This is a genomic window from Streptomyces sp. NPDC024698, assembly GCF_055559015.1.
In genome coordinates, this window is the sequence record NZ_JBVHLK010000006.1 from 1 (window position 1) to 13,992 (window position 13,992).

The following is a 13,992-nucleotide window of genomic DNA, read 5'->3' on the forward strand; positions in this document are numbered from 1 at the left end:
CCTCCACGGCTACAACTACCATCGCTGCCACACCGCCCTCGGAGGCCAGCCACCCATCAGCCGTGTGAACAACGCTGCGGGTCAATACACCTAGGGCAGCGTCTGTTCCGTCCAGATCGTCTTGCCCCGCGCCGAGTAGCGGATGCCCCAGTTGTGGCTCAGCTGGGCGCAGATGAACAGGCCGCGTCCGCCCTCGTCGGCCGTGCGGGCGCGGCCCCGCCCGCGTCGGCGACCTCGCAGGTGAGGGTGGCGTCCTTGATGAGACGCAACCGGATCGGCGCGGCTCCGTACCGCAGGGCGTTGGTCACCAGTTCGCTGACGATCAGCTCGGTGGCGTAGGCGGTCTCTTCGCTCACCCGCCACACGCGGAGCCGGTCCCGGGCGTGGTGCCGCGCCGCCGCGGCCGCGGTGGGCTCGAAGTCCAGGGACCAGGTGGCGACCCGGTCCGGGGGAAAGGCCCGCGTGCGGGCCAGCAGCAGGAGGACGTCGCGATGGCCCCCCGTGTCGCGCAGCCGGTAGTGCACGTCGTCCCGCAGCTCGCCGAGCGGGCGGTCCAGCCGGGTCAGCGCCGTGCGCAGCGGGTCCCCCGGGTCCGCGCCGGGGTCCTCGGGGACCGGGAACGAGGTGGTGCGCAGGGCCAGGACGCTGCCGTCCGGCAGGGGGACGGACACGGTGGCGAACGGTGGTCCGTCCCTGCTGCCAAGCAGCGGGCCCGTGGGGACCTGGGGCACGTGCACCAGTCCGCCGGGGTGTGCCACGAGGGGGGCGGGATGGCCCGCGGAGGCCATGACGCAGGTCTCCTGGAGGGGATCGTGGATCGCGTAGACACAGCCGGCCCGGAGCGGCTGCGCGCGCAGCGGGTCGCTCGACGGCAGGGCCGCCCGCTCCTGGGCCAGCCGTACGACGGCGTCGTTGAGGCGGGCCAGCAGCTCGTCGGGGTCGAGGTCGAGCGCCGCGAGCGAATGGATCACCGTACGGATCTGGCCCATGGCGGTGGCCGCGTCGATGCCGCTTCCGCCGACCTCCCCGATCGCCAGGGCGGTGCGGGCCCCGGGCAGACCGAAGGCGTCGTACCAGGTGCCCGCCCCCGCGTCGGACGGGACGTGCAGAGGGGCGAACTCCATGGCCGTCCGCGACGGAGGCTCCGGGGGCAGCAGATGGCGTTGCAGGGCCGCCGCGATGGTGTGCTCGCGGGTGTAGCGGCGGGCGTTGTCGAGGCTGAGAGCGGTGTGCGAGGCCAGTTCGTCGGCGATCTTGACATCGTTCTCGTCGAACGCGTCGTGCGGTCGTACGCGATAGAGGCTCAGCAGTCCGAGTACGGCGCCCCGCAGGGCCAGCGGGGTGGTGAGCAGCACGCGGGCGCCGGAGTCGCGGATGGCACGGGCCCGCTCGGGATCGGCGTTCAGCCAGGGGGCGCCGCTGTCCAGCGCGACGGCGCGTGGTCTGAGGTCGCTGAGGACCTGCGAGTACGGCGTCGGCGACGGCACCGCGCGCACGTCGCCGACGGGATGGGCCTGCGCCCCGTCGACGGGTCCCTCGATACGGAAGGCGGCGCGGCGCAACGGGATGTCGCGCCCGAGGGGACTGAGCGGGGGATCCTCGCCGCGCACCACCGCGTCGACCACCTCGACCACCGCGATGTCGGCGAAGCCGGGGACGAGCGCGTCCACGAGTTCCTGGCAGGTGGTGACGACGTCCAGGCTCCGGCCCACCCGCTCGCGCACCGAACCGAGCGCGTCCAGCCGCCTCTTGGACCGCAGGGACTGCGTGACGTCGGTCATGGAGACCACCACGCCGCGCGCGTCCCGCAACGGGAACGCCGAGACGTCCACGAAGCGCTCCCGCGTCGAACCGTCCGCGGGGTCCAGCCGTACGGCGTGGTCGGTGACCGGCGTGCCGTCCGCGAGGACGGCCCGCAGGAGGTCCTCGAACTCCTGGGGGCGGGAGGGGCGGCACACCTCGCCGACCGGCCGGTCGAGAGCCTTGTCCGCCGTGACGCCGCACAGCGAGGCGGCCGCTTCGTTGACGCTGAGGACGCGCAGCGCGGGGTCCAGGACGATGAAGGCGTCGTGGGTGTTGGCGTGCAGGATGTCGAAGACCGCGGTCGGCATGCCTGGACGGGCGGCGTCGGGGCTCGCCTCGTAGACGCCCCAGGCGACCGCGCCGTCGGACAGCGGCACCACCTGGACGCGGAGGTCGACCGGATCCCCGTCCACGTCGTGGATGACCAGGGGCCCCGATTCCGGTTCCCCGCCGGATCGGGTGTCCCCGAGGTCGCGTGTGACCATGGCGAGGGCCGTACGGCCCACCGCCTCGGAGTCCGAGCGCAGCCAGATCTCGCGTGCCCTGCGGCTCCACCGCACGACGACGCCCGCGCCGTCGACGACCATCAGCGGAGTGGCGGCGGTCACCGGAAATCACCTCCGCTGTGCGTCCGGCCGGGCGTCCCCGCTGTCATGGGACGACGTCGACGGCCGGATCGCCGGAGGAGGTCATATCGGGCGACATGCCCTTTACTTCCCTTTGGTCCACGAAACCATCATTCTACGACGTGGCGGAGCCGCAAGCCGATGCGGCTCCGCCACGTCCGCGTCGGCCGTGGGCCTCGCGCCGGGGGAAGCGGTCGTTCGAGGGGGTGGACGCCGCCGGTCACGGCGTCAGTCGTGGGCCATGTCCGACTCGGCCGAACTCGCCGCGGACTCCGCGCCGTCGACCAGCTTCCGAAGATGGGCGACGTCGGTGGAGGCCGGGCCGGGCGAGGCCGGGGCGTTCCCGGTGTCACCCGATCCGCCGCACGCGGTCAGGAGCAGCGCGCTCACGGCCAGGGCCAGGGCCAGTCGCCCCGCGCGTGTCATGAGGCGGCTCCGTCGCCGTGGCTCGCGCACCACTTCTCGACGTCCGCCAGATCCTTCCTGCGGCTCTCCAGGGTCGGTACGAGTGAACGCCGGAACGTGAGCCGGTCGTTGAGGTAGGTCTCGATCTGCGTGTGCCCGGCGGACTTGGCGTCGGCCACCCGCTGTTCGAGCCGGGCGACGGAACCGCGCTGCGAGGCGTCCCCGTTCAGCCGGCCGAGGATGCGGTCGATCCTCTGGTCGATCTTCGGGGCGCGCTTGCAGATCGCCTTCGCGCCGTCACCCTTCGGTGCCCCCGACGGACGCGTCCCGGCGCTGTCGGCCGACGCGACGCCCGCGGCGCCGAGCAGCGCCCCGGCCGCCACCAGCGAGACGACGGTGGTCCTGGTCCTCGACGCGGCCGGCTTCCTCGGTGCGTTCGACGGTGTCCTCGGCATGCTGAACTCCTCCTCGTTGCGGGGCGGTTGCCCGCACGTCCGGCACGCTAGGAGTCCTCTTTGTGGAATTCTTGTGGCCGGGCACCGGCGGTCGCGATCACCCAGTTGCGCTGCGCGGGGAGTGCCGCCTCCCTGCCGGACCCGCCGTCCCGGAGCGGAAGCACGACCTCGATCCGGGTCCCCGTTCCGGCCGGCGGTTCCAGGACACGGACGCGGCCCCGGTGCAGCTCGATCTGCTGGGCGACCAGGGTGAGCCCGAGCCCCGAGCCCGGACTGTCCGGGCGGCGCTCGAAGCGTCCGAAGACCGCGGCCCGCCGCTCGGGCGCGATCCCCGGCCCCCGGTCGTCCACGAACAGGACGGCGTGGTCGCCGCTCGCGCGCAGGGTGACCTCGATCCGGGCGGGCTGCCCGTCGGCGCATCCTCCGTGCACCAGCGCGTTGGTGAGCAGATTGTCCAGGATCGTGCGCAGTCCCGGCTCCCAGCCGTGGACCCGGATCCCCGAAGGGCAGTGCACGGCGAGGTGTGCGAGCGGATGGCGCCTCCGCCGCTCGCGCACGCTCGCCTCGACGACCTCCGTGAGATCCACCGGACCGAACGCGTCCGCCTCGACCAGGTCACCGCGGCCGAGCTCGCGCAGCATGACCAACAGGCCGAGGAGCCGGGAGTGTTCGAGGCGCAGGTCGTCGAGGACCTCGTCGCGGTCGGGAGCCGGAAGGGCCGGATGCTCGGTGAGGATCTCCAGGTTGGTCTGCATGCTCATCAACGGGGTGCGCAGCTCGTGCGCGGCGGCCGAGGCGAACGAACGGGCGGTGGCGAGCGCTTCCTCGGTCCTCGCCGCCTGTTCGTCGTAGCGGCTCAGGACCGTCTGGAGGGTGTGCGCCAGATCGTCGACCTCGGCGATCCGGGCCGGGGCGTGGTCCAGGCGCGCGGAGGTCGTCCGCGGATCGAGACCGCTCGCGCTGTCCCGCAGGCGCCGCAGCGGACGGCTCGCGCGTCCGGCCACCGCGCCGGCCAGCAGACCCGACAGCGGAGCGGCGAGCAGGGCCACCGTCAGCACACGCCTGCGTACCAGGCGCAGTCGGGTGTCGGCGGCGGTGTCGGGCGCGAAGAGCCAGAGCGTGCCGCGCACCCCGGGACGGGTGCCGGACACCTGCTGGGACAGGATCCGCCAGGAGGCCCCGCCGGTCCGCAGCGTGACCGGGACCGGAGCGCTCGCGGGAAGCGGCGCCCCCGAGTCCGGCTGCGGGCCGCCCGTGAACGTCTCCGACGGGCCGACCAGCCGTACGCCGACGTCCAGGGCGGAGGTGAACAGCCGCCTCTCACGGGTCCGTTCGACCGCCGCCGACCGTTCCGCGGCACTCGCGCGCAGCAGCCCGCGGGCGTCCTTCGCCACGGCAGCCGCGCTCTGGCGCAGATGCGCGTCCTGCTCGTGGTGCAGATCGGAGGCGACCAGCCGCAGCAGCAGCCAGCCGGTGGCCAGCACCAGGATCGGCACGGTCGCCCCGACGGCCAGGGCGATGCGGGTGGAGAGCCTCATCGTCCGGCCTCCGGCCCGTCGTCGCGCAGCACGAACCCCACGCCCCGTACGGTGTGGACGATCCGGGCCCGGCCCGCCGTCTCCAGCTTGCGCCGCAGATAACTCACGAACGTGTCCACCGCGTCGCTGCGCACATCGAAGTCGTACCCCCAGACCCGGTCGAGGAGCTGGTCACGGCCGAGGACGATGCCCGCGTTGCGCGCCAGGACGTGCAGCAGCTCGAACTCCCGCCGGGTCAGGTCGAGTCGGCGCCCGTCCAGGCTCACCGTGCGAGCCGCGGGGTCCAGTGCCAGTCCGCCCACCCGTACGGTGTCGGTGTCCCTCGGCGGCCGGCGCCGCAGCAGCGCCTGGAGCCGGAGCACCAACTCCTGGAGGGCGAACGGCTTCACCAGATAGTCGTCCCCGCCGGCCTGGAGCCCCGCGATCCGGTCGGCGGTCTCGTCGAGCGCCGAGAGCATCAACACGGGGACGTCGTTGTCCTCCTCGCGGAGCGTCCGGCACACCTCGATCCCGCTGAGACCGGGCAGGGAGATGTCCAGCACGATCGCGTCCGGCGGGGTCCGCCGGGCGATGTCCAGCGCGGGCCGGCCGTCGTCGGCGAGGTCCACGGTGAAACCGCCCAGCCGCAGGCCGCGTTCGAGTGACCGTCGTATCGCCGCGTCGTCGTCGACGACGAGGACCCGGCCCCGGTCTTTGCCCATCACTCCACCCCAGCCCGGAGGAACGGACCGGTCGGCCCGGCCCGTCTGGTGGCCCATGGTGCACCAGCCGCCGGGCCCGCGGACCGGCGCGGTCCGCCCGCCTGAATCCGGCCAGCCACGAAACGGTAACGAAGGACTTCGTGGCGGGTACAGGAAACGCCGGCGCAGCGTAATGTCCGGCCTTGCCCGGGTGCTCGTGGGGGGTGACCCGGTGCTGGGAGGGGAGTGTCATGGCTGCCATGACGCGCGTTCGAAGCGTGCCCGGAATCATCGGAAACCAGCTGGCGGCGGCGGTCTGCGCGGGGCTCCTGTGCGCGTCCGTGGCCGGATGCGGTCATGGCGACGCGGCGACGGCCGACGCCTCCACGGCGTCCGCCGGTACCCTGGCGTCCGCGGCGCCTTCGTCGGCGCCCGTGTCCTCGCCCGAGGTGACGCCCTCCGCGAGCGAGCCGTCGACGCCGACGGCCGCGCCGATGACGCAGGAGGCCACCACGGCCGCGTCCGAGGAAACGGTGGCGGCCGGCGGTTCGGGCGCGCCGGCCCTGTGGGGCAAGGAGTACACCGGCACCGCGAGCGTCTCGGTCGACGTCTACGACCACTGCACCACCGACGGCTCCCGGCGCCTGGCCGGCAGCCAGACCTACTCGATGAACAGCACGCTCGACCTGGGCAGGCCGCAGGCCGGTGGCGACCAGACCGAGAGCAACCCGTTCTCGATGCTGTTCGCGGCGGGCAGTCCCTCCCAGGCGGGCGCGATGTCCTTCAGGTCGTCCTCGGTCAGCACCGTCTCCAGCCAGGACCTGGCGGGCCACTACCGGGACCCGAATCTCCTGCTGACCTACTGGACCATCGGCTGGTCCGACGGCGAGCTGAACGCCCGGCTCACGGACCCGCACGACCGTGAGGCCGTCGTCCTGAACCTCCTCAACTGGCCGAGCCTGCTGGTCGCCTGCCGCTCCGACCTCGGCCAGCTGCCCGGCGGCTTCCCGCACGCGCTGGCCGCCGGTACGACGTTCACGGGCCGGCTGGACGGCTCCGGGGCGTCACTCACCGCCCGGGGCAGCACCATCGACGGCGTGGTCGCGTTCAGGTTCACCTTCGACGGCACGGCCTCGTGACGCCCTTACGGACCCCCTTCCCGGGCGGCGCCACGAGGGGACGGCTGGCGCACGGGGTGGAACGGCACGCGGCCGGGAACGGGGAACGCGCGGCGGCCGGACCGGGGGAGGCCCGATGACCACACCGGACCCACTGGACACCTGGAGCGTGCGGATCGCCGAGTGCGCCGCCCCCGGGGAGAAGGCGTTCGCGGCGCAGACGGCGCGCGCGTACGCCGCGGGCGGAGCCTCCCGCCGTAACCTTTTTTCCTTACCGGGACGGGCGCCCGGAGGCATGGGAGGCGGAGCCGTCTCCGTCCTTCCCGCCGTGCTGGACGGGCTGGCGTACGCCGCCGAGTCCCTCAGATCCGCCCTCGGCAGCCCCGAGTTGAACAACCTCCTGTCGGCCACCGGACTCCTGGTCGGATTACGGGCCCAGCGGAGCGCCGAGGCCGCCGCCTCGGCCCGAAGACCGGGAGCGGACGCCACCCCCTCGGGCGATGACGCCGAGCCGGTCGGGGAGGACATGCCCGCCCCGGCCGGGGACGGCACCCCACCCGCCGCGCCGGGCGGAGCGGACCCCGGTCCGGCCGCCCCCTCCCTCGAGGGCCTGCGGGCCGCGCTGAGCATGAGCGGGCGGCTCCGGGCCCGGGGACTGGCCCCCGACCGGGCCGACGAACTCACGGCCCGGCTCATGGTCCTGCTGGTCACCGAGGACGATCCCGCGGAGATCGACGCCTTCCTCGACGCGCTGGTCGGTGACGAACCGCCCCGGCCGCGGAGCGGCCCGGACACCCGGTGCGGAAAACTGCGGCGCCTGCGCTCGGCGGCATCGGGCCTGCTCTTCCGCGCCGCCCGCCCGCGCACGAGGGGCCGCGGACCGTCGGCCGGTCCCGAGGGGACGAACCAGGGATGAGCACGGCTTCATGAGGAGGCGGCCGTCCCCGCGGACCGCCCGTTCATGGGGGCCGCCGCCCTGGCTGTGGCTGGCCCTGGCGCTCTTCCTCGCCCAGCTTCCCGCGCTGCTCGGACACGCCGTCGGCGTGGGCACGGGACTCGCCCCGTTCGGACAGTTTGGACGCGGCCGCTTCGTGACCGCGGTGCTCAGCCTGGTCCAGCTCCTGCCCCAGTTCTTCCTGCTCGCGGCCGTCCTCGCACTCCTCGCGCCGGGGGCACGCTGTCGACTCGTCGAGCGCCGCCACGGACTGCTGGCCCCCGACCACCCGCTGATGGCGCCCCCGGCCCCGCGGGAGAGCAGGGACACGAGCGCCGAACAGCACTTCTCCGCCGGGATGACGGCGTTCGTCCACGAGCACGCGCCGGGCGCCCAGGTACGTCTGAGCACGCGGGGCGGGCTCTCCGCCCGCGTCTATCCCGGCGGTTGGCGCACCGCTCGGATCGGCTTCTTCGCCCCGCTCGTCCGGGTCCGAAGCAGGTTCCGGGTCCGAGGCCGGGGCGACGGCGTGTCCCAGCCGTGCCGCGCCGCCCGATCCCACCCGTCCGCCGGGACTCCCGACCTTCACACCCGGGAAGCCGTCCTCCTCCGGCGGTGGTCCCTCACCGCGCCCCCGCATCTTCCGCACGCTCCGCGTCACCTCCGCCGATCCCGTGGTGGGAACGCGTTCCCGGACGCAGGAGGTGGCCGACCGTCTGCGCGGTGCCCGCTGGACCCTGCGCGAGGACGGCACGCTGGTGGCCGACCTGCCCGAGGTCCCCGTCCTGCGCACCACGTCGGCCGACGTCACGACCCGGCTGCTGACCGGGAGGCGGACCCGGCGCACGGACGTCGGCGCCACCACGGTCTGGATGGAGGCCCGTCTCAACGGCACGGGTGCCACGGTCCGGCTGGAGCTCGTCCGGGCCGCGACCGGGGTCACCCGGGCCGTGGTCGACTGCCGGGAATTCACCTCGACGTCGACCACCGCGCAACGCCTGTGGCTGACCTTGGGAAACGGATAGAAAGCGGTCGGCGGACCGCCCGCCCCCGGTGATCCGTGGCCGTCCCGTCACCGTCGTGTCACAGCCCTGTCCGCGCGTGAACCACGCAGGCCGTCGGGCGATCTGTAGCGACGAGTGCCGGTGAACGACCGGCACCTGAACATCGCCATCGGGGGACTTCATGCAGTACGGGACGCACTCCGGGCCACGTGTCCGCGGAGCCGCGCTGGCCATGGCGGCCATGTCGGCCGCCACCCTTCTCATGACCGCGTGCCAGCCCGGCCAGGACGCCGCGGGATCCGCCGCCTCGCCGTCGGGCACCGCGAAGAAGCCGTCGGCCACGTCCTCCGGCTCCCCGGGGTCCGCCAAGCCGTCGGGCGGTACGGGCACCACGGCCGAGCCCGCCGGCGACCACACCCCGAAGGCCCCGGCATCGGTCCCGGCCACCGCGCCACCGGCGACGAAGACGAAGACCTGTGCGTCGACGGCCTTGAAGGCGTTCATGTACCAGGCCGACGTACGGCCCCCCGGCACCGGCACCGGCGCCGCGATCGTCGAGTTCACCAACATGTCCGGGGCGAAGTGCGTCCTCCAGGGGTATCCGACCGTGGCGGGGGCGGCCAACGGCTCTCCCGAGAAGAACCACCCGCTGACCGTGACGCGGTCGGGCCCCTCGTCGCAGGTGGTGCTCGCACCCGCCGCCAAGGCATGGGTCAAGCTCACGTTCGTCCAGGTCCAGGGCGAGGCCGACGGCTACTGCGTGTCCGGGTCGACCCCGGTCTCGTATCCGACCCTGGTGGTAGGTCTGCCCGGCAGCGGAGCGACCCAACTCGCCCTGGAGGACGGGGTGCTGGCCGAGTGCGACAACAAGGCGACGGTCACCGCCGTCACCGCGTCGAAGCCTTCCTGACCGTTCCGGGTGCGGTGCCCGGCGAACCCGTCCGTAGGCTGCCGGAGCGGGGCCGTGCCGTAGCGGCCCCGCGCACGGGGACCGGAGGCGCCCACTCCGCCCGACCTGTGGAACGGGTCAGGACCGGACCTACGGAACGGACGGGGTGTCGTACGCCACTTCCCGGGGCCGGGAATGCGGACACCGGGTGCGCTGTTACAGCTCACGTAACTGATTGGCATGCGCGAATCAAGGTTTGCGCAAGGTGGGCGAAGGAGGACCTCATGGCACGCAGTACCGCGCGCCCCGTCGTCACGCTGAGGTCGACGGCCGGTACCGGCGCCACGTATGTGACGCGCAAGAACCGCGGCAACGACCCCGACCGGCTCGTGCTGCGCAAGTACGACCCGCAGGCGGGCAGGCACGTCGCGTTCCGGGAGGAGCGCTGACCGCACGCCGGGATCTTCCGGCCCGCGCACCCGTCGTGTCCGCGGACCGACCTGCCGTAACCGAGGAGGGAACCGCATGAGGCCCCACATCCACCCCGCATCCCGTCCGGTCGTCTTCCGGGACCGTGCCGCCGGCGTCGCGTTCCTGACGCGGTCCACCGCGCACTCCGCCGAGACCATCGAGTGGGAGGACGGCGCGGTACACCCGGTCGTCGACGTGGAGATCTCGTCGGCGAGCCATCCGTTCTACACCGGGACCTCGCGGGTCCTGGACACCGCCGGCCGGGTGGAGCGCTTCGAGCGCCGCTACGGCCGCACGGCGTCGAACCGGCACTGACCGCCGGAGCACGCCGGGTCGGCAGGAGGAGGACAGAGTCATGAAGGTACGCAACTCACTGCGCTCGCTGAAGTCCAAGCCGGGGGCCCAGGTGGTCCGCAGGCGCGGCGTGGTCTTCGTCGTGAACAAGAAGAACCCGCGCCTGAAGGCCCGTCAGGGCTGACGGCACATCGGGCGAACGGCATCCGGTCCGGCCGGCGCACCCGCGCCGGCCGGACCGGCCGCGTGTACGGACCCGGCATCTTCGTGGCGGAGCCCGCGGCTCGCTGACGCACCGGTCCGCCGGGAGTTACGATCACGTTCGTGACGTGCCCTTCCTCCGTGGGTGACCGGATCCCCGCGGAGGGCGGCGCGGTGGACGCGCTGGATCCGATGCGTGACGGTCGCGCCGGGCGAAGTACTCCGAAGGGAGCCGTTCGTGACCACGGCCAGGGATCTGTTCATCATCACGATGGACAAGGAACCGGAACGTTCTGTGGGACAGGGCGACCTGTCGCTCGCCCTCGCCGGAGCCGAGGTGATCGATCTCCTCGCCGACGAGGTCATCACCCTGGACGGGGACCGGATGACTCCGGCCAGGCAGCCCGCGACGGACGACCGGCTGCTGGGTGAGGCGGCGTCCTCGCTCGTGCGGCAGGTTCCGTACGAACGGGTCGAGGACTGGCTCTGGCGCAGAGGCCGGGACCTGGCCAAGGCCTATCAGACCGACCTCGAACAGGCGGGCCAGCTCACTCGGCAGCGCCGCAGCAGGCTGCCGTTCGGGGGCGAGCGCATGGAGCTCGTGGACTCACCGGCCCGCAGCCGGGCGATGCACCGCTGGGCGGCCGACGAGCCCGTCCTCGCCGCGCTCGCCGAGGTGGTCGGAATCCCCGCCGAACAGAGCGACGACACCTCGTCCGTCGAGGACGAGTCGGTGACCACCGTGCTGGTCGCCGTGCACGACGCGGTGATGGAACTGGAGGCCGTCCGCCAGCGCCGGGCCATCGAGAACGCGGCGTTCGCCAACATCTGGCGCGGCGCCTGACGGCCTCGCGCGGGAGCGACGGGCGCGGGGCGGCGGGTGGTCCCGGCCGCCGTCCCGCGCCCGAGGTCGTGTCCGCGAGTCTCGTCTGCCAGGCGTCGCCGGGCAGACGGGACTTTGCGGACACGACCTAGGTCACTCGGAGGCCTCGCGGGCCCGTCGCTCGCTCGCGCGCGCTTCCTGGAGGTGCGCGTCGACCCGCTGGGCCCGCCGGGGGAGCAGCGAGTCCGTGACGCGCTGAAGCGTCTTCGTCAGCGGGTGCTTGTCCTGCCCGGTCGCCGAACCCCGCACCGCGGAGGCCGCGTCGCGGTACTCGGCCATCCCGGCCAGTGCCGCGTGGGCGAGTTCGGTCGCCTCGCGGTACAGATCGCGCGACTTCGTCATGGCGTCGAGTGCTTCGGAGTACGAGGCCACCAGCGCGCGTGCGCGGGCGAGTTCCTCCTCCATGGTCAGCAACTGCCAGTCCTCGCGCAGGGATGTGAAGACCGCCGCCGCGTCGTCCGGCAGTGGCCACGGCAGCGCCGCGAACCGCACGATCCGGTCGAGAAGTTCGGTCGGCTCCGAGCCGTCGAGGAAGACGCTGCGCACCCGGAACGCCTGCTCGTCGAACCCGGTCCGGGCCGGGTTGCCGGACAGGATCACGGCCCCGCCGCGCGGCACCGACGTCCCCAGGTCGCCGAGCGCCCAGTTGACGGCGTGGAACTGCTCGGGCGTGGCCCGGTGTTCGACCACGCGATGCCGCAGCGCGGGCGGCAGCAGCCGGGCCAGCGGGAGGCGGCCCCCGGCGTCGGGGGTCATGGCCTCGTGCACGAAGACGTTGATGCTCCAGCTGTGCCGGGCGACGTCCTTGACCAGACGGCGCAGCGCGGCGTCGTCCTTCGGCAGCGGGTTGATGTCCTGGAGCAGCAGTCCGGCCACCGCGTCACGGTCCCAGGAGAGATCGCCACGCTCGGGCCAGAGCAGCGCGGCGGGGGAGGGCCACCCGTGATCCCAGGCCCGCTCCGCCTCGGCCGCCAGTGTCCAGCGCCGCTCGCCGTCCACCTGCTCGCGCCCGTCGGTCGCGAGCCGCGCCCGTACGGTCACGCCGTCGTCGACGAACCACCGCGCCTCGAAGACGTGGCCGTCCGGCGCCGTGGCGTTCTCCTTCTCCAGGAAATCCTGGATCCTTTCACTGTTCTTCAGTTCCCGCAGATGCTCCCGAAGAGCGCTCTGCGGGGCGGGGCCGGTATGGCGCCCTGCGGCCATCCAGACTGTTTCCGGTGCGGTGGGACGCTCTGTGGAGGACTTCGGCATGAGTCACTTTGCTGGTGGGGTGTGGTGTGCCCTCCCAGTATGGTCGCCTTTGGCCACGAACAGGGAGGCGAGGCCCCCTGGGATCACGGACCTCCGCCATCGGGTGACTATGGGCGTTTCGTTGACGATCGGCCGTATTGCCGTCATCGCGAGGTGTCCGAACGGGTCACCGGCCGAGTGCCCGACTCGTCCGGACGGCCCGCACGACCGTGCTCCCGACCGGCCCGCGAGGGGCCGCGACGACGGGCGTCCGGTCCGCCGAGGGCGCGGACCTGCGAGGATACGAGCCGGGTCGCGACCGCCCGTGACCTCGCCCACTAGTGGACGCCGGTAGGGTTGCGGTCGGAGAAGGGGCGGACGCGGATGCGGCAGCGGGTCACCATGAGCGACGTGGCGCGGGCCGCGGGAGTCTCGTCCGCCACCGTCTCGTACGTACTGAGCGGAAAACGCCCGGTCGCCGACGGAACGCGCGAAGCGGTCGAAACCGCCATCGAGCGGCTCGGGTTCAGCCTCAACCCGGTCGCCCGGAGTCTGCGCACGGGCAAGTCCACCATGGTCGCCCTCGTCGTCCCGGACATCTCCAACCCCTTCTACGCGCTCCTCGCCCGCTCGATCCAGGACGAACTGCGCGGCCGCGGCTACCACGTACTGGTCAGCAGTACGGGGGCCCGGCGGGACGAGGAGGAGGCGCTGCTCCAGGAAGCGGTGCAGCAGCGGTTCGCCGGGGTGGTGATGACGCCCTTCCGGCTCGCCGCCGACGCCTTCGACGGGCTGCGCGCCGCGGGGATCCCGGCGGTGGTCAGCGCGGATGTCCCGTTCGGCGACGTCGATCTGGTGACTCCCGACGCCGACGACGCGGTCCGTGAGGCGCTGGCGCATGTCGCGGCCACCGGCCGCCGGCGCATCGGCGTGATCGCCGGGCCGCTGGACGCGGCGGGCGGTGATCCGCGTCTGGAGCGCGTGCGCCGGCACGCGGCCGAGGCGGGGCTGCGCATCGCGCGGGAGCACATCGTCCACGGCGAGCACACGCGTGAGGCGGGGGCGGAGGGCTTCGAGCGGCTGATGCGTGCCCCGCTCCGGCCCGAGGCGGTGCTGTGCGGCAACGACATCACGGCGGTCGGCGCGATGGACACGGCCGAGCGCCTCGGACTCGACATCCCGGGTGACGTGTCGCTGGTGGGGCACGACGACATCGAGTTCGCCTCGCTCGTCCGGCCGCGTCTGACGACCATCCGCTACCCGGCACGCGAGGTGGGCCGGGTGGCGGCCGGGCTTCTGCTGGAGCAGATCGACGGCCGGACACCGAGGAGGACCGTGCGGGTCGGCGCGGCCTTCGTGGCGCGCGGCTCGGTCTGACACGGCCTCGCCTTCGGCCCGCGCCGGACCCCGCACCGAAGGCGCCGGACCCCGCACCGAAGGCGCCGGACCCCGCACCGAAGG

The 13,992-nt window shown here is 73.3% G+C and carries 16 protein-coding genes; 9 read left to right on the forward strand and 7 right to left on the reverse strand.

What is annotated here, in order from left to right; genetic code table 11:
* Window positions 1–158: 158 nt before the first annotated feature.
* The 5 genes from ACZ4AA_RS15615 to ACZ4AA_RS15635 all read right to left on the reverse strand — a co-directional run bounded on the left by ACZ4AA_RS15615 (window position 159) and on the right by ACZ4AA_RS15635 (window position 5,528).
* Entirely contained in the window at window positions 159–2,411 is a 2,253-nt protein-coding gene (locus ACZ4AA_RS15615) for a SpoIIE family protein phosphatase (protein WP_467601383.1), read from the reverse strand.
* Between the two features lie 246 nt (window positions 2,412–2,657).
* Window positions 2,658–2,855, reverse strand: a complete 198-nt coding sequence (locus ACZ4AA_RS15620; protein WP_467601385.1) for a hypothetical protein — start codon at window positions 2,853–2,855, stop codon at window positions 2,658–2,660.
* Window positions 2,852–3,289 carry a hypothetical protein gene (locus ACZ4AA_RS15625; RefSeq protein WP_467601387.1) on the reverse strand — a complete coding sequence of 146 codons (438 nt, stop codon included), beginning with the start codon at window positions 3,287–3,289 and terminating at the stop codon, window positions 2,852–2,854. The genes ACZ4AA_RS15620 and ACZ4AA_RS15625 overlap by 4 nt, the downstream gene beginning before the upstream one ends.
* A gap of 47 nt (window positions 3,290–3,336) precedes the next feature.
* Entirely contained in the window at window positions 3,337–4,827 is a 1,491-nt protein-coding gene (locus tag ACZ4AA_RS15630) for a sensor histidine kinase (RefSeq protein WP_467601389.1), read from the reverse strand.
* Window positions 4,824–5,528: a response regulator transcription factor gene (locus ACZ4AA_RS15635; protein WP_467601391.1), complete on the reverse strand. Its 705-nt coding sequence runs from the start codon at window positions 5,526–5,528 to the stop codon at window positions 4,824–4,826. Before ACZ4AA_RS15635 ends, ACZ4AA_RS15630 begins: the two co-directional genes overlap by 4 nt.
* Window positions 5,529–5,758: 230 nt before the next feature.
* Here ACZ4AA_RS15635 and ACZ4AA_RS15640 point away from each other — a divergent pair, with 230 nt between their 5' ends.
* Together ACZ4AA_RS15640 and ACZ4AA_RS15645 are read left to right on the forward strand one after the other, a co-directional pair.
* Window positions 5,759–6,646 (forward strand): hypothetical protein, encoded by an 888-nt coding sequence (locus tag ACZ4AA_RS15640; protein ID WP_467601393.1) that lies wholly within the window; start codon window positions 5,759–5,761, stop codon window positions 6,644–6,646.
* A 115-nt stretch (window positions 6,647–6,761) separates the two neighbouring features.
* Window positions 6,762–7,541 (forward strand): hypothetical protein, encoded by a 780-nt coding sequence (locus tag ACZ4AA_RS15645; protein WP_467601395.1) that lies wholly within the window; start codon window positions 6,762–6,764, stop codon window positions 7,539–7,541.
* 43 nt (window positions 7,542–7,584) lie between these two features.
* On the opposite strand, the gene ACZ4AA_RS15650 is transcribed toward ACZ4AA_RS15645, so the two are convergent.
* Window positions 7,585–8,208: a hypothetical protein gene (locus ACZ4AA_RS15650; RefSeq protein WP_467601397.1), complete on the reverse strand. Its 624-nt coding sequence runs from the start codon at window positions 8,206–8,208 to the stop codon at window positions 7,585–7,587.
* 28 nt (window positions 8,209–8,236) lie between these two features.
* Here ACZ4AA_RS15650 and ACZ4AA_RS15655 point away from each other — a divergent pair, with 28 nt between their 5' ends.
* The 6 genes from ACZ4AA_RS15655 to ACZ4AA_RS15680 all read left to right on the forward strand — a co-directional run bounded on the left by ACZ4AA_RS15655 (window position 8,237) and on the right by ACZ4AA_RS15680 (window position 11,262).
* A complete protein-coding gene (locus ACZ4AA_RS15655; RefSeq protein ID WP_467601399.1) occupies window positions 8,237–8,584 on the forward strand; it encodes a hypothetical protein in 348 nt (115 codons plus the stop codon).
* A 160-nt stretch (window positions 8,585–8,744) separates the two neighbouring features.
* Complete coding sequence (locus ACZ4AA_RS15660; RefSeq protein ID WP_467601401.1) at window positions 8,745–9,473, forward strand: DUF4232 domain-containing protein; 729 nt, start codon at window positions 8,745–8,747, stop codon at window positions 9,471–9,473.
* 263 nt (window positions 9,474–9,736) lie between these two features.
* Window positions 9,737–9,901: a 50S ribosomal protein L33 gene (gene rpmG, locus ACZ4AA_RS15665; protein ID WP_164372232.1), complete on the forward strand. Its 165-nt coding sequence runs from the start codon at window positions 9,737–9,739 to the stop codon at window positions 9,899–9,901.
* A gap of 76 nt (window positions 9,902–9,977) precedes the next feature.
* Window positions 9,978–10,238 carry a type B 50S ribosomal protein L31 gene (locus tag ACZ4AA_RS15670; RefSeq protein WP_467601403.1) on the forward strand — a complete coding sequence of 87 codons (261 nt, stop codon included), beginning with the start codon at window positions 9,978–9,980 and terminating at the stop codon, window positions 10,236–10,238.
* Window positions 10,239–10,278: 40 nt separating this feature from the next.
* Window positions 10,279–10,401, forward strand: coding sequence for a type B 50S ribosomal protein L36 (ykgO, locus tag ACZ4AA_RS15675; RefSeq protein WP_081220789.1), 123 nt, complete (start codon window positions 10,279–10,281; stop codon window positions 10,399–10,401).
* 255 nt (window positions 10,402–10,656) lie between these two features.
* The gene (locus ACZ4AA_RS15680; protein WP_467601405.1) at window positions 10,657–11,262 is read left to right on the forward strand and encodes a GOLPH3/VPS74 family protein; all 606 of its coding nucleotides are present in this window, start codon (window positions 10,657–10,659) and stop codon (window positions 11,260–11,262) included.
* Between the two features lie 132 nt (window positions 11,263–11,394).
* On the opposite strand, the gene ACZ4AA_RS15685 is transcribed toward ACZ4AA_RS15680, so the two are convergent.
* The gene (locus ACZ4AA_RS15685; protein WP_467601407.1) at window positions 11,395–12,504 is read right to left on the reverse strand and encodes a hypothetical protein; all 1,110 of its coding nucleotides are present in this window, start codon (window positions 12,502–12,504) and stop codon (window positions 11,395–11,397) included.
* A 411-nt stretch (window positions 12,505–12,915) separates the two neighbouring features.
* On the opposite strand from ACZ4AA_RS15685, the gene ACZ4AA_RS15690 reads away from it, so the two are divergent.
* Window positions 12,916–13,908, forward strand: a complete 993-nt coding sequence (locus tag ACZ4AA_RS15690) for a LacI family DNA-binding transcriptional regulator (RefSeq protein WP_467601409.1) — start codon at window positions 12,916–12,918, stop codon at window positions 13,906–13,908.
* Window positions 13,909–13,992 lie beyond the last annotated feature (84 nt).